Here is a 19574-nt window from a genome sequence, read left to right as displayed (position 1 = left end):
CCTAAGCGCAAAAATGGGGGCGCTATTAAATAGATTTACTTTCTTTGTACTCGTCATATGTTTTGCCGCATATGACGATAGAGATAAATTTCCTCCTAAGCAAAGACATCACCTTTGTGTGATGTCTTTTTTTTGCGGCAAAAATCCGCAAAATTTGACATTTTTGTTGGCTGTGATATATTACAAAAAAAGGAGGCAAAGAGTATGAGTAAGATAGTAGATTCTCACAATGCGAATATTTGCTGCCAGAAATTGTATTCAGTGTGGTCCTCAGAAAAAATCGCGACACCGATACGAAGAGAAATGAAAAACAGCCATTTGACGATTCGTGCTTTGCAGTTGAAGATTGCAAGAAATATAGATAGACAGGGAATACCTAAGGATTCAAAGATAGTTCCGTTTGCAGGGAAAAATGAAGCAGAGATAATAAAGGCCATGCAGCAGTCATACGCTGACCGGGATTTGATTTTGCAAGTAAGAAGAAAGAAAACTAGTAAAGAAGATATAAAAAAACTGCGTTCAGGGCTGGAGAATCTACAGATGAGTGCAGACTGTGACCGTGATTTGTATTTGACTTCTTATAATGCTGGATATGTGCTGAAAACATTGGAAAAAAAATTATACGAAAAAGAAGAAGAAATAGAAGAGGAGCCGTTTAGCTTGTAGGAAATGCAGCGCAGAAATGCGCTGCGTTTTTGTCTGTGAAGAATCTGGCATACTGTAAATGAAAAATATAAAAAAAAGAAAGGAATAAATATGGAAATTAAATGTACAAAAAAGTGCGAAAAAGAGTATCCGAAAAGGCTTCTGAAAATGGAAAATGCACCGAATAAGTTGTATTATCTTGGAGATATTTTGTTGCTGGACAAAAATATCGTTGCGCTGATTGGAAAACGTGACGTGTCGGAAAAAGTAATGAAAACGACGAAAAGATGTGGTGAGATTCTGGCTGAGTGTGGCACAGTAGTTCTGAATGGGCTTGCGATTGGATGCGATACAGCGGGCTTGGAAGGCGCATTAACAGCAGGCGGGAAATGTATTGCTGTCATGCCGTGTGGTTTGGACTATGTATATCCAAAATGCAACGAAGCATTATTAAAAAAGATTTTACAAAATGGCGGATGCATTGTCAGCGAATACGAAACGGGCACGAGACCGGAAAGATGGCGGTTCGTGGCACGCGACAGAATCCAGGCAATGCTGTCTGATAAGATTGTTGTGGTGGAATGCGAAGAAAAGAGCGGGACTATGCACACCGTGAAAGCGGGTATGGAATATGGAAAATCGTTGGCTTGCATTGTTCGTGCGAAGGAGCCAGTACTGCCGTCAGGGAACATATGGATGTTAAAAAACGGAGCAGCAGGCCTGAAAGGCGAAAATGCGTTAAGGAAATTTGTTAACGGTGCGACTGGAATGATGTGAAAGTAAAAAAAATAGAATACTCTGTCGCTTTTTCCAAAACAGAAAATTCTGCATATTGTAAAAGTAAAGAAGGCAACCGAAGAGAGAACTTCCGGGACCTTCTTTTTTTGGCCAAAACGAGAACAAAGAGGAGACTATATTGGAGTTTCATTTTTAGAAGTTTCAGGCATATTAAAAATGCAACATAAAAAAAGAAAGGAGATGTTTTGTATGATGAATAATGAAAATTGCTCAGATATCTCTTTAAGATATCACGATATTACAACCGAAGATATGAAAAACGGTGATGGGCTTAGAACGGTCCTTTGGTTGGCTGGCTGTGAGCATCATTGTCCGGAATGCCAGAATCCGATAACATGGGACCGGTTTGGAGGTATTCCATTTGATAAGGCTGCAGAAGACGAATTACTGGAATCACTGAAACCGGATTATGTTTCGGGAATCACTTTCAGTGGAGGCGACCCGTTGGCGACTTACAATCGTCCAGGTGTAGCAAAACTTATTGCCAAGATTAAAAATTCAAAAGAACTGGCAAAAAAATCCATTTGGATTTATACAGGCTATACATGGGAACAGCTGCTGCACCAGTTAAAAACAGGGCAAGACCATGACCTGATGTTTATTATTCTGAAAGCGGATGTCATTGTGGAAGGACGGTACGAAAAAGATAAGCGCGATGTTACGCTAAAATGGCGCGGAAGCGCAAATCAGCGTGTAGTTAACGTACAGAAATCTTTTCATTCAGGGAAAGTTATTCTGCATTGCAATTGATGTTGGTTGAAGGTGAGGAAAAATGACATTAACGAAGAACGGAAAATCCCCGGCCGACAAAAAGTCGTCCGCGGGTCAAATGCTCCGGTTTTAACTTCGCATGTGGGGCTGAATCCCCGTTCGAAGTCTGGTTACGAGCGCAAAGCGCGAGTTATCAAGAAAGAGGGTAGTCCTCGTTAAAAAGTCTTTGGGTGATATGCAACAGAAAGAATTTAACCAAATGCTTGAAAAGAACGGACATCAGCGGATAAAAAAAGCAGAAGATACTATATTTTGCAAAGTATTTTTTGAAAAAGTGCCTGATGACTGTTCAAATAATGAAAGTAATGATACTTAAGGAGGTAAAAGTTATGAGTAAAAAAATTATCAGCCAGAAAGATGCAAAAGAAATTGCACGTAAAAACAATCTGGCAAACGTAATCATCGTTAAAAAGGACGGAACCCGTGAACCATTTGACGGAAGCAAAATTATCATTGCGGTTGGCAAGAGTGCATCCCGTATCCTTGTGAAGTTCACAAAAGAAGAAGAGCAGGCAATCGTTGACCATGTTGAAAGCGAAATCAAAAAAAGAGGACTTAAAGAAGTTCCGATTGCTATGATGCATAGCATGGTGGAAGCAGCGCTTGTGTCTATTAATGAAGAGGTTGCAAAAAGCTACCGCGATTACCGTAACTACAAACAGTCATTTGTCCATATGATGGATGATGTATACACAAAGAGTCAGTCAATCAGATATATTGGCGACAAGGAAAATGCCAATACTGACAGTGCGCTGGTGGCAACAAAGCGAAGCCTTATCTTTAACGAACTGAATAAGAATCTTTACAGAAAGTTCTTTATGAATCGTGAAGAATTACAGGCTTGCAAGCAGGGTTATATTTATGTGCATGACCAGAGCGCAAGACTTGATACTATCAACTGTTGCCTTTGCAATGTCGGAGCCGTTATGAAAGGCGGATTTGAGATGGGCAATGTTTGGTACAACGAGCCAAAGACTCTTGATACAGCGTTTGATGTTATGGGGGATGTAATTTTATCAACTGCCGCGCAGCAGTACGGAGGTTTTACTGTGCCAGAAGTAGATAAAATTATGGGGCCTTATGCCGAAAAGTCCTTTGAAAAATATAAGAAAGAATATCTTGATTTAATGTCAGATGTTCTGAATCCGGCATTCGCAGAATCTCTGATTGATAAAGCAGAGGCATATGCAATGGAAAAAGTACAGCGTGAAATGGAGCAGGGATATCAGGGAATTGAATATAAACTGAACACAGTTGGCTCTTCCCGAGGCGATTATCCATTTGTTACATTTTCATTTGGACTTGGAACAGGAAAATTTGAAAAAATGTGTGCAAAAACAATTTTAAATGTACACAGAGAAGGACAGGGCAAGAAAGGTTTTAAACGTCCTGTATTATTCCCGAAGCTGGTGTTTTTATATGATAAGAATATCCATGGTGAAGGAAAAGAATGTAATGATGTTTTTGAAGCAGGTATCCAGTGTTCTGCATCTACGATGTATCCGGATTGGCTCTCAATGAGTGGAGAAGGATATATTTCTACAATGTATCAGAAATATGGAACTGCGATTAGTCCTATGGGTAAGTGCATATTAGCCCATGTAAAACGGTATTCAACCGCTTGCTTAGCGGGTGTGGCGTAACAAATACGCTGCTAACAGATAGGTCTGTGGGAGGAGAGGTCCGATTGGACCACAGATGAAGCTGTGCTCTTAAAAATAAGAGTTAATCGACTATCGGTGATGAGTGTAACCGAGTAGAAATGAGATAAGCTCCATTTCCAAAGATGCCGCCTAATGACGAGGAAGAGGACGCCTCCGAGGGAAAAGCTAGTCAGTATGTATGGTGACATACAGTAAATACGTGTCGTGCATTTTTAAGTCCGTGGTATGAACGCGGAGGAATGGAACCAGCAGATGAGAATGACAAGCCAATTTTTGTTGGTCGTTGCAATCTTGGTGTTGTTTCTTTACATCTGCCGATGATTCTTGCAAAAGCAAGACGTGAAAGCAGAGACTTCTATGATGTTCTGGATTATTACCTTGAAATGATTCGTGGACTTCATAAAAGAACATATGATTATCTTGGAGAACTGAGAGCATCAGTCAATCCAATTATGTTCTGCGAAGGTGGACTTTATGGTGGTCACCTGAAACCAAATGAAAAAATCCGAAAACTTCTTCCGCCGATGACAATGTCTTATGGCATTACGGCGCTGAATGAGCTGCAGGAATTATATAACGGAAAGAGCCTGGTTGAAGACAATCAGTTTACGCTTGAAGTTATGAAACATATTAACGAAAAATTAGCGGAGTACAAGAAGGAAGACCACATTCTTTATGCCGTATATGGAACCCCTGGGAGTTCTGCGGGGGCACATGCAGTGATGCATGTTGAAAAAATTGCCTAACCTGTTTGAGGGAACAGGGTGTACGGTTTGCGATTCAGCAGTTGGAGGAAATGCCAATAAAAAACCGTGCTAACAGGGAATTCGCCAAGAATCCTGTGCTAAATATCGCTGGTTTTGCCAGCGGTTAAATGTGAACAGACTGTCGAAATCCTAGAAGGAAAGTAGAGTAGCGAAAAGCGAAAGAGCAAAACCATTTGTGAAAAATGGACAAAGTATAGTCGATAAAAAGAAATATTTTTCTTTGATGGCAGAAAATCTCTGTGGTCTTCAGGTGAAACAGTTCCGCAAGGAATATGGAATCATCAAAAATGTATCTGACCGTGACTATGTAAGTAACAGCTTTCATTGTCATGTGACAGAGGACATTACACCGATTACAAAACAGAATCGTGAATATGATTTCTGGGAATTATTTAACGGTGGAAAAATTCAGTATGTCAGATATCCGATTGATTACAATATTGATGCAATCAGAACACTTGTCTTAAGAGCCATGGAAATGGGATATTACGAAGGTGTCAACCTGGCATTGTCTTATTGTGATGACTGTGGATATCAGGCAGCAGACATTGGGGACGAATGCCCAATTTGCGGTTCAAAGAACCTCACCAAGATTGACCGAATGAATGGATATTTAGCTTATTCACGGAGACATGGTGAGTCCAGAATGAATAACGCAAAAATGGCTGAAATAGCTGATAGGAAGTCTATGTGAAAATTTTAGCAAAATATCAATTTATGCTGGTAGCGAAAGCGCAAGCCTGAGTTATCATGCGTGCTCTGGTAACGAGTACAGCCTTGCTGGCGAGTTATTAAAAAAAATCATACATGCCGCTCGGAGAAATCCGGGCGGTTTTCTTACCTGTCGAATATGTTTCTGCTTTGTGACCGACATTTATGTCGGCCGCAAAAATGCTGTCAGCTAGAGAAACTAGGCAAGCTTTTATTTTTTTCTTATTTTTTCAGCATATTGAGTATATGAAGGAACAAAATACAAAAAAATACAACAAAAAAAATACAGAACTACAGCTTCCAAAAATGGCACAGCCAATCGTCGGAGCGATAGAACATTGGATTGATATTGACGGCTCGGTCTATACGATAGACCGAAGGAATAATCAAAAGCCAAAACTGATAAAAAAATCTCAGTCTGAGGTTAAAGGATACAAATACTGCGGGATTAAATATAAAAACGGAAAAGTAATTACAAAAAGAGTTCACAGACTGGTGGCTGAGGCATTCATTCCAAATCCGAATGGGTATCGTGTTGTTGGCCACAAAAATAACATTAAGAGTGATAACCGTGTTGAAAATTTGTATTGGACAACCGTAAAAGAAAATACACAAAAAGCATTTGACGATGGACTTGCTGTAAACGATAAAGGAGGAAAAGACAGCCAGTCTAAACCGGTCGTCATGTATGATACATACACCAATCAGGAACTTGGAAGATACGGCAGCTGCAAAGAAGCAGAGCGAGAGACAGGATTAAGCCTTACGACAATCTGCCGGCAGGTAAAATATCACAGACCGACGAGAAAACCGTATTATTTTCGGTATGAAGATGATGAGGATACCTGTCAGGATGTAATTGGAATGTTCGATTTTGATTCGGACAAGTTAATCAAAACTTTTCTGAATTCTGGCGACGCATCAAGGAGTACCGAGATAAGTGAGCGAACAATTTGCCAGCAGGTTCAGAATGGAGTGAAGCCTGGAAGGAAGAGGAATGAGGTGTATTTTTTAAGTGTAAAGAGCAAGAAGAAAAATAAAAATTAAATTTTTCTGCATATTATATAAAAGCGGTGCTCCTCTACCGAAAAACGAGGCTGAAAAAAATAACGGAGAGATGCCGGCAGAAATGCGAAGTAAGGGTGAACGGGGCGACTCATTCTTCCTATTGGGGAGCGTAATAAGTACCATACAAAATTCAGATTCAGTCATACTCTGGGCGTTGCTCAAAATATGAAGCCCGTGGGAAAACCTGCTGGCTTCTGTTTTTTTTGGTATGAAAAATATAGCATATTAAACTTGTAAACAATAAAAAATAAAATAAGAAACAAGAAAGGAGCAAAAAATATGCTTGAATTAAAAGGAAAATACAACACCGCAAAGGTTTTCACTGACAATGTTGACAATGAGACCATCAGCCAGGTAATAGAATTGCTGAACCAGGATTACATCAAAGACGCGAAAATCAGAATCATGCCTGACTGCCATGCAGGCGCCGGATGTGTTATCGGTACGACAATGACAATTTCTGATAAGGTATGCCCGAATCTGGTTGGGGTAGATATTGGATGCGGTATGCTGGCTGTCAGGATTGCAGAAAAGGATGTTGACCTTCCAAAACTGGATGATGTAATTAATACATATGTTCCGGCCGGGTTTAATGTAAATGATGAGCCGCTTGGCAATTTCAGCCATTTGAGCGATTTGGTCGCTACGGCTGATATATCGCTGGCTTATTGCAGCATTGGAAGCCTTGGAGGCGGCAATCATTTTATCGAACTTGATAAAGATGATGACGGAAACTTATGGCTTGTAATCCATACGGGTTCCAGACATCTCGGGCTGGAAGTTGCGAAACACTACCAAGAGCTCGCATACAAACAGCTGAAAGATTCAGATGTTGGCGGCAAAATCAAGGCTGTAATTGCAGACCTGAAAGCAAAAGGTAGGGAAAAAGAAATTGAAAAAACAATCAAAGCGTTAAAGATGCAGGAGCCGCATATTCCGAAATCCTTATGCTATGTTTCCGGCCAGGCATTCAAAGACTATATCCACGATATGGAAATTGTCCAGAAGCATGCAGAGTTAAACAGAAAATATATTGCCGATACGGTCATTGAGAAAATGGGCTGGCATGTTTGCGAGGAGTTTCAGACAATACACAATTACATTGATACAGAAAACCTGATTCTCCGCAAAGGCTCTGTGTCTGCACGGGATGGCGAAAAGTTGATAATACCGATAAATATGCGTGACGGGTCACTGGTTTGTGTTGGAAAAAGCAATCCTGATTGGAATTATTCTGCGCCGCATGGTGCCGGAAGAATTTTGTCAAGAAGCGAAGCAAAAGATGTTGTCGGGATTGATGAGTTTCGTGAGTCCATGAAGGGGATATATTCTTCTTCTGTAATGGAGTCTACAATTGACGAGTCGCCGATGGCGTATAAGCCGATGGAGGAAATTATGGAAAATATCAAAGATACTGTTGATATTGTGAAAGTAATTAAACCGGTATACAATTTTAAAGCACATTAAAATACGCCGCCTGGAGGAATCCAGGCGGTTTTTTTTGCCTAGTAATGCAGGATGCGTTTTTTAAAATCCAGCATATTAATTTTAATCTGGTAACGAAGGCGTAAGCCTGAGTTATCAAGAAAAGAAGAAAACGAAAAAGGAGACTTAAAAAATGATAAAACGAGTACGGCTGGATTACAAACCTGTAGCAAAGAGAATAAGCGAAGAGACGGCATTTGTGGTGTCAGCGGAGCATGTGGCTGCGGTAAATAGAAGCATAGAAAAGAAATTGGAAAGAAATCAGAGAGAACGAAGAGAGAGCGAAAAAGAGGCTGGAAAATATATTGTAAGATGAGGTGGTACCTGTGTTTGTAGGCGCTTTTTTTTGCCTCCAAAAATCCCGCATATTAACTATACAACAAAAATCAAGAAAAGGAGTGAAAACAATGATTGAAAATCCAAAAATCGGCCAGGAAGTCTGGTTTGCAGAAGCTTGTAATCAGCGCATCCATAGCGCAAAACTTATCGCACTTGACGAAGTTGAGGTTTCAACCCGAAAATATCTATATACAAAAATCGAAATGGATGATGGCTGCAGGCTGGGATGGCCGCTGAAAAATTTGTATGCTTCGCGAGAAGAACTTCAAAAAGAATTAGAAAAAAAGAAGAAAGGAAGTAACAGCAATGATTGAAAATCCAAAAATCGGCCAAAAAGTTTGGTTTGTAGAACATTGGAGCCAGTGCATCCACAGTGCAAAAATTACGGCACTTGGCGAAACAGAAGTTTCTGTACGAGACCCGGAAAAATATCCATATGCGGATATTGAGTGGGATGATGGTGGAAACAGCGGCTGCTTGCTGAAAAATTTATATACTTCGAGAGAGGAACTGCAAAAGGAATTAAAAAAAGAAGAAGAAAAGAAGATTGCCGAAATCAAGGCTAAAATCAAGGATACGGGTGACCTGGTGGCGTTTATGTATGACCACTGCGTGGCCTGTGCAGAAGAGTATACTGACTGGACGGCGAGAAGAGCAGTGAAAGAGATTGCGAAGGAGATGCTTGGACTAGATTTGGACTAAATTTGGGATTGCAAGAAAAAGAGATGGAAATCGGCTTTGCCGGTTTCCTTCTTTGTATAGAGTGGAGTGGAATGGAAGAAAAAGAGAAAAAGAATGAGAGCGGGAATATACTGGCCGGTCAAGCCGGAATGAAGGTTACGGGCTGGCGAGAGGTTGTGTGGGCTGGTATGAAAAGATATGCGGCGAAAGCTGTTGGCCGGCTGGCGCCGGAAAGGAGCTTACTGGTTGCCGCAGAATGTTTGATGTGACTGTATTGCCGGCAGGGCTGGCTGAAAGGCAAAACGTAGTTTTTCGGTGCAGTCCAGGCTGCAAGCCTGGCGGGGGTGTATGCGGGGCGCGAAGCCCTGCATAAATGTTTGACCGCTGCCCGCTGCGTTTTGCTGCTGGCGAAATCCGGCATACTGTATGTATAAAAGCAAAAAAAAGAAAGGAAAAAACTTATGAAAATAATACAGCAAGACAAAAAAGTAATCGCGTGCATCGGCAAAGACGATACAAACGAGCGGAAAATCATAGAAATGATAGAAAACGTTCAAGATGATGGCATTACAGATTTTGAGGTTGATGCTGAGAACCCAAGGCTTTATTCAAAAGGCGGGCTTTTGTATGGCAAAAAGAAGATGATGCCTAATGGAAAAGCAAGGCTTACGTTGATTGCCGTGCCGCCAGACAAGAAGGGAACTGTAGAAATTGCTCCCGGTACAGAAATGATTGCTAGCGATGCGTTTACAGACAGTAAGGCTTCAAAAGTCATACTGTCAAAAACTGTAACGGCAATCACTCCTTATGCATTTAATAACTGCGAAAACCTGAAAGAGGTCGTATTAAACGAAGGCCTCACACATATTGATGAATGTGCATTTCGTAGGTGTCCTTTGCTTGATAATATCACCATCCCTGATACGGTATTGGATATTATGGCTAATGCATTCTGCGAGAGTCCTCTCCGAAACCTGAAGTTTCAGAACCGCCCGCAAAAATGCAATAACCGGCTTAAGATTGCATACGGTGCTTTTGGGTGGTGCCATGCTGAGGAGATAGAGCTTCCGTACAGGCTGGTCTCACTTTCGGATAATAACTTTCTCAAGGTCAGAAGGGTAGTAATAAACTGCTATGACACATCAGATATTGAGTCAATACTTAATGCTTTGATTGTCAGAAATTTCGTACCTCTTGATGAGGCCTCGGACTACTATGACCCAAGATGTAACTGTGCTTTGGAGGTATGCATTGGTAGTGTGAATGTATATATCCCCAAAATAATGGATGGGTATGTAAAAGGAAAATTCCTTGAAAACATTTCTGATGCAATGCAGCTTGTCGAAAAGCCATTAAATGAGAAGCTGCATGACCTGCAGATGTATGCTCTGGATGCGGCAGAGACTCCTTTTGATGCGTCATATGATGCATTGATGAAGGTGTATTGTAATACTGAAGACAGAGAAATAAAAGAAAAAGCAAAAAAAATACTAAAAACACACAGTCAAAATATCATATTGACGTTCTATAAGTATGGAGATTCAAAAAAGCTGATGGATTACATGAAGCTTGGCCTGCATAAGGTGGAAGATATTGAGGTTGTTTTGGAAAACGATTTCAGGACTGATGCCGCTGATATGAATGCGTGTATGCTACAGGCGCTTGGAAACAGCCTCTGTAAACAGAAGTTTTTGCTCTGAAGCCTGAGTCGCCGCGAATGCGGCGCTTCTTTTTTGCCGGCAGAAGAGTAGTTGTGGCTGCCGCGGTATTTGTCGGCAACAGAAGTTTTGTGTTTTGCGGCTGGCGCCGGGAGTAGCTTGCTGCAGCCGCGGCTTTTTTGAAACACCTGCCGGAAGGTGCTGTCTGAAAAGCAAAACGTAGTTTTGCGATGCAGTCCAGGCTGCAAGCCTGGCGGGGGTGTTTGCGGGGCGCGAAGCCCTGCATATTTGTTTGCCCGCTGCGTTTTGCTGCCGGCGAAATCCGGCATATTGGATATATAAAAAAAATAAGAAAGGAGACAAAAATATGTCTTGTACGATTTGTGGTTATGGTTTTCCAATTGCTGATGGGGATGCGGTAACGCTGGACTTTGAAAAAGCAAAAGAGTTTTTAAAAAAGCATGTCGGGTCATTCGGTCAGACAGATGAGGAGATGCAGATTCTGGATGCCTTAGAGCATGCCGAAAGTGAGGATGCCGAAGAGGATGAACTGGAAGATGTCATGTATGACATTGAAGAATCGTTTGAAGATGAAGAAACTGGTGATACTGGATTCGGTGCTGTCTTGGCTGTGATAATGCGGCGCGAGACCGGGATTAACTTCAAGTTCTACGCTGCAGAGAATGACCTCGGGACGCCGCCGGCGATTCTGTGGGTTCCGATGTATCCGTGGATGCTGAACGAAAAGGAAAGAGGGATTACGGAAAGCGATTTGTATGATTTCTGCAGGAAGTATATGGATGAATTGGAAATCTACTGTGACCCGGAAGAGATGGAGTTGGAATATTATTCTTAAGACAAAGCATTGCGCCCGAGAAATTCTCGGGCGTTTTTTCTTTGCTGGCATAAATTTGGCATATTGGATATATAAAAATCAACAAGAAAGGGAGTAAAAAAATGAAAAAAAGAATTGAAGAAGATGATGTGATTTATACCATTGATAAAAACAGCGGTGACTGTATTGATATTGATGTGAAACCAGGTGTTGAAGAAGTAAGCTTCGGAGCTTCATTTGGTCGTGAGTATCTGCTTGGTGACTGCAAAAAGGTATTTCCTGACGTCAGGAAAATCGTGATTGATTACAGTGTATATGATATTGATATTCCCAATACATTATTTCCGAATGTGAAAGAGGTGGAATGTAGCAACTGGTACGGAAAATACGCAAAAAGCGGAAGCGTGCTTCTAAGAAATGACAACGGCCAGATTTTGACAAACGTTTTTGGTAAAAAGGAAGACGAGACCGTAGACCTGAAATATGCAACTAAAATTGATGATGACGCTTTTTCTGGATGTATGGCTACAAAAATCATTAATTCAGGAAGTGTTACATCATGTGCAGAATATGCATTTAGAAATTCAGCAATTGGAGATTTAAAACCTGAACCGGCTGGAGCAGTCATTGTCGGGTCTATTATTGTTAATATTGATGAAACTGCTGAAAATATTATTCTTCCTGACAAAAGAGTTTCACTGACGGCGATGCGAGACGGGATTAATTTTGATAATGTTAAAAGCATTACAGCGAACCGAGCGCAGACTGTGATTAATCTACGGCATAAGCTGCCAGTTGGTATAAAAATTATTTTAAAAGATAAATCTTATATTACAGACGAGCAGCTGTCAGGGTGGAGTCCTTTTCCAATTTTGGAATTGACTGAAGAAAATCCGTATTATTCTACGAAAGATGGATGTCTTCTATCAAAAGATGGGTTGGTTTTAGTTAAATATCCATCGGCTATTTCTGGAACAGTACATATTCCTGATGGAATTGAAACTATTACATCGTATGCATTCATTCTCAGTGAGGCTGAGGAGGTATATTTTCCTGATTCACTGAGGGTCTTGATGCCGAAGTGTTTCTGTCTGTGTAATAAATTACAAAAGGTAGATTTTGGACATGGCATTGAGGAAATAGGCATTGGACATGATTGCAGGTTGTTTATGCAATGCAGCATGCTTCATGAGATTGAAATTCCGTCACAGGTTAGAATAATTGGAGAAAGTGCATTTCTTGGAACAGCAATCAGCAAAGTAACTTTTCATGAAGGACTGACGCAAATTATGGATTATGCGTTTAAGCAGAGTTGTATTAAGGAGGTTACATTGCCAGCATCGTTAAAATATATCGGAAGACAGAGCTTTCCTGGTATGGATAGCGTCACACTGTCATCGGATAACATGCCTTATGGTATCGCAGAAGCAATAACGTCAAATACGATACCAGATAACAGCCCTATATATATTAAAATCAAAAAGCCAGCTGCAACGGTTTTCATGCCAAGATATATTGTTACGGCAGATGCTGTCACATTAGACACACAGCTTGCAATCCCGTTATTCAGAAAAAAATGCGAAGAATTACTGTATGATTATGGAATGCAGCCGGAAATCAAGTGGAAGACTGCGATAAAAACAATGAAAGAATGCCCGAACGATGCAGTTAAAACATATCTCAGAAGAGTCAGCAAGAACATTATCGCAATGTACATGGAATTAAATGATGAGACTGGACTGATTGATTTTATCAAGCTTGGTATCATGACACCAAAAGCATTAGATGATACTTACAAAAAAGCAAAAGAAAAAGGCCTCACGACTGTGATGGCATACATCTGCGAAGCACAGAAAGATATAACAGGCGGAAAATCATCATTTTCACTTTGATAACTCGCGCTTTGCGCTCGTTACCAAGCGGTTTTTGCTGCTGACCAACGAAGCCGTAAGGCTGAGTACAGTGCACGAAGTGCGGAGTAAAGCCGGAAGGCTGAACGAAGCATGTTTTAATTTTGCTAACGACTTTTTGTCGGTTGAAGACTTTCCACTCTTCGTTAATTTTTAAATCAGGCCGGAATTTTCCGGCCGTTTTTTTGTCTTGAAATTTCCAGCATACTGAAAATATAGAAAAGAAAAAGAAAAGGAGAAGACAAAAATGAGTCTTAAGAACGAAAAATACAAAAATAAATTGGAAACTGAACCAGAAAGAAAAAAGAAATTCGGAAAAGAATTTGCTGAGATTCCAAAAGGCAGGCATTACGTGGAGGAACTGGAGCCGCTGCTTGGCGCAGTGATTTTAGACGGCTCGTTTTTTTTGAGTACATAAAAATATCGTTTATGCTTGCTCTGGTAACGAGCCGGTAACGGCGAGTTATCACGACATTTTATTTCTCTACATTTCGGTGTAGAGAAATTTTTTATTTATATTATTTTTTTTCGCAAAAAACCGTCTCGTTCCTAATTTTTTCGGCATATTAAAAGTATAAGAAATTTACAGAAAGGAGATGTACGATATGGCAAACTCAAACAGGAAGAAAGCCCGTAAATTACAGGCAGCCAAGAAAGCGAACGCCGCCGAAAGAGAGAAGGCTGCTAAGAAGGTAAAGCCTGCCGAAGAAAAACCGATAAAGTACACTATCACAGCAGAACAACAGGCTGACGGTACTTTTGAGTTTCATGGAGGCAAAGGCGGATTCAATATCATTAAGCAGAAGAATAAGACATTAGAGCCTTACGGAAAACATTATGTGATTTTGGTGTTGGCAGTATGACTTGGGAAGGTCAGAATTATTTAGAGTCAGTTAGAGATAATACAAGATGGGGAAAAATAAAAAAAATAGCAAAGAAAAAAGGAATTCCTTTAATGTTTAATACAGTTATCGACATTTCAAAAAAGCTTATTATAGCAGCATTATAAAAGAAGTATAAAGCAAAAAAAAACGCTTAAATACTAAAAACAGGAGGCAAAAAAAAGATGAAAAGAAATTGGGCACTGATTAATTCCATCGTTAAAACTATCGCGGAAAGCGATAAAGATATTTTTGGAGTTAATGATTTTAAATCTGCTGAGAACAGCGAAGAAGAAGTTAAGTATACCCTGAAACTGATGCTGGACAGAGGACTTGTTTTCGATGAAACAACCCGATACGGTGTTGTACAGGTTGGGCAGCTGACATGGATGGGACAGAACTACTACGAAGATAAGGGCCATCAGAAAATGTGCGAAAGGCTTTAAAAAAAATCTCACGCCTGCAGCTTTTGCTGCAGGCTTTTTCTTTTGGCGTATCAATTTTCTCTTCGTTTTGCATATTAGCCTTGAGCGAAAAAATCCGCAAAAAAATAAGGGTTTTTGAAATTCGCGGCATATTACATGCAGAAAAACAAAAAAAGGAGGCAAAAATATGCCAAGCGTTGAAGAGAAAGTTGAAGAATATTTCAAGAAAATTCTTGATGCAAATAAAGTAAGACATTATGGAAAGACAGAAAAAATGAACCCGGCGATTGCAAGTGCGCTTAAAAATGCTGATAGCAAGTCGGGCGGCAGCGGGTGTAATTTCCCTGACATCCAGATGATGCTGGAAAACAGTAATGCAAGAAGAATTCCCGTAATGGTGGAAGCAAAAGGAACAAAAAACAAGCTGGAAAAAAGGGATAAATCCGGGGCAATCGTTGGGGTTACTTATTATGAAAAAGACGGAAAGCCCGGAAAAGACGGTAAGCCGGTACATCTGAAAGGAGAGCCAAATTACAGTGCAATTAAGGATTATGCAGTCAATGGTGCGGTACATTACGGCAATGCGGTTCTTGATGAAGGAACATATAACGAAGCAATAGTTGTTGGAATTAACGGGACAGCATTGAATGATGCTGGTGGCGTGGCTGATGCAGAATGCAAGGCTTACTACATTTCAAAAAAGAACAACCGGATTCCAAAGTTAATTGAGAAAATTACGGCCGATGACTGGTCATTATTTAACCCTGATAATGTTGATGGACTGTTCAGGATTCTTGACAAGCTGAATCTGACCGATGCAGAGATTGAGGAACTGACACGAAGAACAGAGGTAACATTGGAAGAGAAAATCAAGTCCATGCATCAGAGCATTTACGATGATATGCAGCTGAAGACGGCACTTTCCACAAATGAAAAACTGTATCTGTTCTGCGGGCTGATTATGGCAGGATTGAGGACAAACGGAGTGAAGACTCTGGAAGCAAAAGACTTTTGCGGGAATGATAACGACAGAAATAATGATGGTACATATATACTGAGCAATATTGAGGCTTTTCTGCATGCGAAACACTGCGACGCGGAAAGAGTCAATATGGTGATTGGCCTTCTGGAAGGTGTGTTTAAAAAATCAGTGCTCTGGAAGCCGAAAAACGGCATCAGCCTTTTAAGGACACTGTTTGAACAGGTAAAAAGAGATATTATTCCCTGCTTGGAAAGTAATTTACATCTTGATTTCACTGGCAAAATCTTAAATTCTTTGAATGACTGGGTAAATATTGAAAATGATTCTGAAAATGATGTCGTTCTAACACCGCGATATATCACACAGTTAATGACTAAAATGTGCAGAACTGATATGAATAGTTTTGTATGGGACGCTACAATGGGAAGCGCTGGATTTCTTGTAAGTGCTATGGACCAAATGATAAAAGACGCAAGAGCAAAAATTATTGATAAAAATGCATTGAATGAAAAAATCCGACATATTAAAGAAAGCCAGATTCTCGGTATTGAGATTCTTGGAAATATTTATATTTTGGCGGTGTTAAATATGATTTTAATGGATGGAATTGGAGCAAATGTGATTAATGGTGACAGTCACGGATTTAAACTTCCAGATAATTTTCCGGCGAATGTATTTCTTTTAAATCCTCCATATTCTGCACCAGGTAAAGGATTTTGCTTTGTAGAAGAGGCATTAAAACAAATGACAAAAGGATATGCTGCAATTTTAATTCAGGACAGTGCAGGAAACGGGCAGGGTCTTCCTTATACGAAAAGGATTCTGGAACATAGTACTCTGGAAGCAAGTATTAAAATGCCATCTGGACTTTTTGGAAATAAGGCTTCGGTCAATGTATATATCTTTTTATTTAAGGTAAACAGACCACATGAAGAAGATGATATTGTAACATTTATTGACTTCTCAGAAGATGGGTATTTAAGACAGAACCGTAAAAAGTCAACGCAGGAAGTAAACCTGAAAAATACAGACCACGCCGAAGAACGATATGCAGAAGTATTAGCATTGACAACCGGAAAGATGCCTAAGACACATTATTACACAGAAGAAAATGGTAAAGTAATTAAAGATGTGATTTCGTTAAATGGGGATGATTGGTTGTTTTCACAGCATCAGGTTATTGATTTAATACCAAGTAAAGAAGATATTAAAGAAGTAATTTCTGATTATTTGAGTTTTAAAGTTAGCCAATTAATGAAAAAATGAGGTTATCCATATGAAGTATGAAAAATATAAATTAAATGAACTGGCAAAAATTGAAAAAGTTAAAGGAAAACCTTTAAGTAAATATGAGGAAGGTGAGACTCCGTATGTTACGGGGTCTCAGTCAAATAACGGTGTTGTTGGATATATAAATGCGCCAAAGAAAGATATAAGTAAAGGAAATTGCATTGTAGTAGACCCGATTAAGGGCTTATGTATGTATCAGGAAAATGATTTTGTTGGAAGAGGCTTTTCGGGTGCATCTATCAATGCTTTATATATTGAAGGTATGGATGAAACAAGCGCAATGTTTATCATTGCCGCTATTAAAAAAGTTTCTTTAAAGGTTGCTTCATATTCATATCTTTTTAATAGTAGTAAACTTGCAGAAGCAGAAATAATGCTTCCAACACTTGATGCTTTAGATGCTGATTCTCCATATTCAAGTAATGGGTATATGCCTGATTGGAAATATATGAAGGACCGCGTGGCGGAACTTGAAAATTATTTAATTGCATCCGGATTGAACGATTACAAATTGACAGAAGAAGATAAATCTGTTCTGGCTGCAAAATTGGTAGATGGGGGGGGGACACTATCACAAAACTCGATATCTACAGATGGCTGCTTGAAAGAGGGAAGAAAGTTTAAGATTGACGACCTTTTCAAAAAAGAAAAACTTGGATGGATTACAAACAGGAAATTTAATAAAGAAAAAGATGTTTCAAAAGAACAAACAAAAGAATTTGACCTGCCGCTCGTAAATGCGAAAGACGGAAATAATGGCATTATGTATTACGGAAGAAGCAGCGATTTTTCATCTGTTGATGGTGGTATTGATATTGTAAGTAATGGAGCAATATCAACAGGAAACGTATACCCTCAGTCGCATAAGATAGGAGTTTTGTTTGATGCATACATTATTAATCTAAAAAATGGTATGAAGAATGAATGCTTGTTAATGTATCTTGCCGCATCAATTCAAAAATCAATCAAGCCAAGATTCGGTTACAGTAATAAAGCGGTGTGGAGCAAAGTAAGAAAATGTAATATCTGCCTCCCCATACAGACCGACGACTCCGGAAAACCAGTCATTGATGCCGGTAAAACTTATAACCCGAAAGGTTATATCCCTGATTGGGAGTATATGGAAAAATACATAAAAGCAACTGAAAAAAAAATTATAAAAGAAGTTGTCCTGTACAAAGATAAGGTAATTGCGAAGGCGAAGGAGATTACGGGAGAAAAAAAGGTGGCTTGGTGAGCGAAATAAGAAAAATACTGGAAAAAGAACTGAGCAAAAGCGGCGGCCGGGCGGAACTGGTGAAGGTTCCGCCGGAGAGAAGACCGAGTAAGGAATCGTTGGACAGGCTGAACCGGGATGTGGAAGGGCTGGTGAGGATGACGGGGAATCAGGTTGCGAAGTGAGGAGAGAAATAGAAAAAATGGAATAAAAAAGACAGAGCGAATGGGAAACCCGCGTTTTACTTTGATAGCGCGGGGGAGTATGATATATATAAATATAGGAAGCCGTGCAAACAGTCTATCCCTTAAACGATAATTTGAGTTTCAGCTTAAGCTGCCGTCTAGCTCCAGTAGACGGCGGTTTCTTTTTTTGTGAACTACTCGGCAATTAAATTACCGAGCATCTGATGTGCGGAGCCTGGGCCCCGTAGATTCAGGGTGGGTCCATACCACCACTACTGTTTTTTACGCAGCTACCTTTAAAACATAAGGATGTGAGATAGATTTGGCATCAAATGTCAGGTCTATCTCTTTTTGTTTCAAATAAAGTCGCAATATGTTGAATGCTCCAACGCAATCTGCATTCCAGGCAAAATCATTATCTATGTATAATCCACGCTCCACACGATTCGACTTTTTCGCATATCTCCGGCTGACATCTGGAGCCAATGGACTTGTCTGGCTGGAATATGCTTCGCTGATTACTTCCAGGCGGATTCCTTCCAAAGCCAGTTTATAAGCCAGCATGTTTGTCAGTTGTTTAAATGGCAGGCTGTGGAGTTTCTGATTCGTCTTATCTCCAAAGTCCTTGTCTTTTCGTATATTGGTCCAATCGCCAATGATGACTGTGTGGATGTCGTGCTGTTTGCAATACATGGTCATGCAGCGTGTGACTTTATGGAGATAATCATGGATGTGATTTCGTTTACTCTGATATAGCCTTTGCGCATGTTTGGATAATTTCGGATATTTTACTCCATGCTCCGCCTGAGTTCTTGCCCACTGGGACTGTATCCTTGCAATCTCTTTATCGTAATATCTACAAATAGAAAGGTATTTTCGTCCAATGATAAAAGTATTGGCCTTTTCAGATGTGCTGTCGTAACAGGTCATCAGGTTGTGGACACCAAGGTCAATGGACAGATACCGGCCATTATCTGACAGCATATCCTCATCTGGAATTTCATAGACAACAATGACTGCACATACCCCATTCTCAGGCGGATACAATTTTATCTGTTTTATCATATCAACGTCCTTAAAAATACGGTTTTTAAGGTAAAGGAAAGTATCGTTGATTTGGTAAGTTTCAGACATGTATTTCCTGAGATTCCTGGCGATGGAGAGCCTTATGGTGTCGCTTCCGGGCTCATGCACAATCCCATTCTGCATATAAGTAATGGCGATATTGTCATGTTTAAAACGTGGCGGTTTAGGGTCCTCAAT

General features: G+C 40.1%; 20 protein-coding genes and 3 pseudogenes. 22 read left to right on the top strand and 1 reads right to left on the bottom strand.

Features of this window, described 5'->3' with window-relative positions:
• The first annotated feature begins 204 nt into the window (after nt 1–204).
• From DMI82_RS17960 to DMI82_RS19960, 22 genes and pseudogenes are all read left to right on the top strand, one after another.
• Nucleotides 205–666, top strand: a complete 462-nt coding sequence (locus DMI82_RS17960; RefSeq protein WP_110104141.1) for a hypothetical protein — start codon at nt 205–207, stop codon at nt 664–666.
• A 90-nt stretch (nt 667–756) separates the two neighbouring features.
• Nucleotides 757–1422 (top strand): DNA-processing protein DprA, encoded by a 666-nt coding sequence (locus DMI82_RS17955; RefSeq protein ID WP_110104140.1) that lies wholly within the window; start codon nt 757–759, stop codon nt 1420–1422.
• A 210-nt stretch (nt 1423–1632) separates the two neighbouring features.
• Nucleotides 1633–2193 carry an anaerobic ribonucleoside-triphosphate reductase activating protein gene (gene nrdG, locus DMI82_RS17950; protein ID WP_242981871.1) on the top strand — a complete coding sequence of 187 codons (561 nt, stop codon included), beginning with the start codon at nt 1633–1635 and terminating at the stop codon, nt 2191–2193.
• A gap of 350 nt (nt 2194–2543) precedes the next feature.
• Nucleotides 2544–3797, top strand: a pseudogene (gene nrdD / locus DMI82_RS17945) (anaerobic ribonucleoside-triphosphate reductase); the annotation flags it as partial.
• Between the two features lie 281 nt (nt 3798–4078).
• A pseudogene (gene nrdD / locus DMI82_RS17940) lies at nt 4079–4582 on the top strand (anaerobic ribonucleoside-triphosphate reductase); the annotation flags it as partial.
• Between the two features lie 289 nt (nt 4583–4871).
• A pseudogene (gene nrdD, locus DMI82_RS17935) lies at nt 4872–5339 on the top strand (anaerobic ribonucleoside-triphosphate reductase); the annotation flags it as partial.
• A gap of 263 nt (nt 5340–5602) precedes the next feature.
• Entirely contained in the window at nt 5603–6403 is an 801-nt protein-coding gene (locus DMI82_RS17930) for an HNH endonuclease (RefSeq protein ID WP_199579979.1), read from the top strand.
• Between the two features lie 300 nt (nt 6404–6703).
• Nucleotides 6704–7891 carry an RtcB family protein gene (locus DMI82_RS17925; RefSeq protein WP_110104136.1) on the top strand — a complete coding sequence of 396 codons (1188 nt, stop codon included), beginning with the start codon at nt 6704–6706 and terminating at the stop codon, nt 7889–7891.
• Between the two features lie 151 nt (nt 7892–8042).
• Nucleotides 8043–8225, top strand: coding sequence for a hypothetical protein (locus DMI82_RS17920; RefSeq protein WP_110104135.1), 183 nt, complete (start codon nt 8043–8045; stop codon nt 8223–8225).
• A 91-nt stretch (nt 8226–8316) separates the two neighbouring features.
• The gene (locus DMI82_RS17915) at nt 8317–8562 is read left to right on the top strand and encodes a hypothetical protein (protein ID WP_110104134.1); all 246 of its coding nucleotides are present in this window, start codon (nt 8317–8319) and stop codon (nt 8560–8562) included.
• Entirely contained in the window at nt 8555–8950 is a 396-nt protein-coding gene (locus tag DMI82_RS17910; RefSeq protein WP_110104133.1) for a hypothetical protein, read from the top strand. The genes DMI82_RS17915 and DMI82_RS17910 overlap by 8 nt, the downstream gene beginning before the upstream one ends.
• Before the next feature lie 71 nt (nt 8951–9021).
• Nucleotides 9022–9198, top strand: coding sequence for a hypothetical protein (locus DMI82_RS19970; protein WP_158526516.1), 177 nt, complete (start codon nt 9022–9024; stop codon nt 9196–9198).
• A 192-nt stretch (nt 9199–9390) separates the two neighbouring features.
• Nucleotides 9391–10629 carry a leucine-rich repeat domain-containing protein gene (locus DMI82_RS17900; protein WP_110104131.1) on the top strand — a complete coding sequence of 413 codons (1239 nt, stop codon included), beginning with the start codon at nt 9391–9393 and terminating at the stop codon, nt 10627–10629.
• Between the two features lie 325 nt (nt 10630–10954).
• Nucleotides 10955–11443, top strand: a complete 489-nt coding sequence (locus tag DMI82_RS17895) for a hypothetical protein (protein ID WP_110104130.1) — start codon at nt 10955–10957, stop codon at nt 11441–11443.
• Nucleotides 11444–11544: 101 nt separating this feature from the next.
• Nucleotides 11545–13314, top strand: coding sequence for a leucine-rich repeat domain-containing protein (locus DMI82_RS17890; RefSeq protein WP_110104129.1), 1770 nt, complete (start codon nt 11545–11547; stop codon nt 13312–13314).
• A 265-nt stretch (nt 13315–13579) separates the two neighbouring features.
• Entirely contained in the window at nt 13580–13750 is a 171-nt protein-coding gene (locus DMI82_RS19965) for a hypothetical protein (protein ID WP_158526515.1), read from the top strand.
• A 187-nt stretch (nt 13751–13937) separates the two neighbouring features.
• Nucleotides 13938–14195 (top strand): hypothetical protein, encoded by a 258-nt coding sequence (locus tag DMI82_RS17885; RefSeq protein WP_110104128.1) that lies wholly within the window; start codon nt 13938–13940, stop codon nt 14193–14195.
• Nucleotides 14192–14341: a DUF2513 domain-containing protein gene (locus DMI82_RS20820; protein ID WP_110104127.1), complete on the top strand. Its 150-nt coding sequence runs from the start codon at nt 14192–14194 to the stop codon at nt 14339–14341. Before DMI82_RS17885 ends, DMI82_RS20820 begins: the two co-directional genes overlap by 4 nt.
• Nucleotides 14342–14398: 57 nt before the next feature.
• Nucleotides 14399–14659 carry a DUF2513 domain-containing protein gene (locus tag DMI82_RS17875; RefSeq protein ID WP_110104126.1) on the top strand — a complete coding sequence of 87 codons (261 nt, stop codon included), beginning with the start codon at nt 14399–14401 and terminating at the stop codon, nt 14657–14659.
• A gap of 166 nt (nt 14660–14825) precedes the next feature.
• On the top strand, nt 14826–16886 hold the full coding sequence (locus DMI82_RS17870; RefSeq protein WP_110104125.1) for an HsdM family class I SAM-dependent methyltransferase: 2061 nt from the start codon (nt 14826–14828) through the stop codon (nt 16884–16886).
• A gap of 10 nt (nt 16887–16896) precedes the next feature.
• Nucleotides 16897–18147: a hypothetical protein gene (locus DMI82_RS17865; protein ID WP_110104124.1), complete on the top strand. Its 1251-nt coding sequence runs from the start codon at nt 16897–16899 to the stop codon at nt 18145–18147.
• Nucleotides 18144–18311 carry a hypothetical protein gene (locus tag DMI82_RS19960; RefSeq protein WP_158526514.1) on the top strand — a complete coding sequence of 56 codons (168 nt, stop codon included), beginning with the start codon at nt 18144–18146 and terminating at the stop codon, nt 18309–18311. Before DMI82_RS17865 ends, DMI82_RS19960 begins: the two co-directional genes overlap by 4 nt.
• 282 nt (nt 18312–18593) lie before the next feature.
• On the opposite strand, the gene DMI82_RS17860 is transcribed toward DMI82_RS19960, so the two are convergent.
• Nucleotides 18594–19574, bottom strand: a 981-nt coding sequence (locus DMI82_RS17860; protein WP_110104123.1) for an RNA-guided endonuclease InsQ/TnpB family protein, incomplete at its 5' end; no start/stop codon positions are given.

The sequence above is a fragment of the Blautia sp. BCRC 81119 genome (assembly GCF_003184505.1).
In the GTDB taxonomy this organism is placed as follows: domain Bacteria; phylum Bacillota; class Clostridia; order Lachnospirales; family Lachnospiraceae; genus Blautia_A; species Blautia_A fusiformis.
Note: the sequence above shows the minus strand (reverse complement) of the source record. Positions and strands in the feature narration are given on the sequence as shown.

Excerpts from the sequence above, each read along its gene's own strand:
- DMI82_RS17925 (WP_110104136.1), top strand. The coding sequence starts at position 6,704 with ATGCTTGAATTAAAAGGAAAATACAACACCGCAAAGGTTTTCACTGAC.
- DMI82_RS17960 (WP_110104141.1), top strand. The coding sequence starts at position 205 with ATGAGTAAGATAGTAGATTCTCACAATGCGAATATTTGCTGCCAGAAA.
- DMI82_RS20820 (WP_110104127.1), top strand. The coding sequence starts at position 14,192 with ATGACTTGGGAAGGTCAGAATTATTTAGAGTCAGTTAGAGATAATACA.
- DMI82_RS17910 (WP_110104133.1), top strand. The coding sequence starts at position 8,555 with ATGATTGAAAATCCAAAAATCGGCCAAAAAGTTTGGTTTGTAGAACAT.
- DMI82_RS17895 (WP_110104130.1), top strand. The coding sequence starts at position 10,955 with ATGTCTTGTACGATTTGTGGTTATGGTTTTCCAATTGCTGATGGGGAT.
- DMI82_RS17955 (WP_110104140.1), top strand. The coding sequence starts at position 757 with ATGGAAATTAAATGTACAAAAAAGTGCGAAAAAGAGTATCCGAAAAGG.
- DMI82_RS17920 (WP_110104135.1), top strand. The coding sequence starts at position 8,043 with ATGATAAAACGAGTACGGCTGGATTACAAACCTGTAGCAAAGAGAATA.
- DMI82_RS17870 (WP_110104125.1), top strand. The coding sequence starts at position 14,826 with ATGCCAAGCGTTGAAGAGAAAGTTGAAGAATATTTCAAGAAAATTCTT.
- DMI82_RS17875 (WP_110104126.1), top strand. The coding sequence starts at position 14,399 with ATGAAAAGAAATTGGGCACTGATTAATTCCATCGTTAAAACTATCGCG.
- DMI82_RS17885 (WP_110104128.1), top strand. The coding sequence starts at position 13,938 with ATGGCAAACTCAAACAGGAAGAAAGCCCGTAAATTACAGGCAGCCAAG.
- nrdG (WP_242981871.1), top strand. The coding sequence starts at position 1,633 with ATGATGAATAATGAAAATTGCTCAGATATCTCTTTAAGATATCACGAT.
- DMI82_RS19970 (WP_158526516.1), top strand. The coding sequence starts at position 9,022 with ATGGAAGAAAAAGAGAAAAAGAATGAGAGCGGGAATATACTGGCCGGT.
- DMI82_RS17890 (WP_110104129.1), top strand. The coding sequence starts at position 11,545 with ATGAAAAAAAGAATTGAAGAAGATGATGTGATTTATACCATTGATAAA.
- DMI82_RS19965 (WP_158526515.1), top strand. The coding sequence starts at position 13,580 with ATGAGTCTTAAGAACGAAAAATACAAAAATAAATTGGAAACTGAACCA.
- DMI82_RS17900 (WP_110104131.1), top strand. The coding sequence starts at position 9,391 with ATGAAAATAATACAGCAAGACAAAAAAGTAATCGCGTGCATCGGCAAA.
- DMI82_RS17865 (WP_110104124.1), top strand. The coding sequence starts at position 16,897 with ATGAAGTATGAAAAATATAAATTAAATGAACTGGCAAAAATTGAAAAA.
- DMI82_RS17915 (WP_110104134.1), top strand. The coding sequence starts at position 8,317 with ATGATTGAAAATCCAAAAATCGGCCAGGAAGTCTGGTTTGCAGAAGCT.
- DMI82_RS17930 (WP_199579979.1), top strand. The coding sequence starts at position 5,603 with ATGAAGGAACAAAATACAAAAAAATACAACAAAAAAAATACAGAACTA.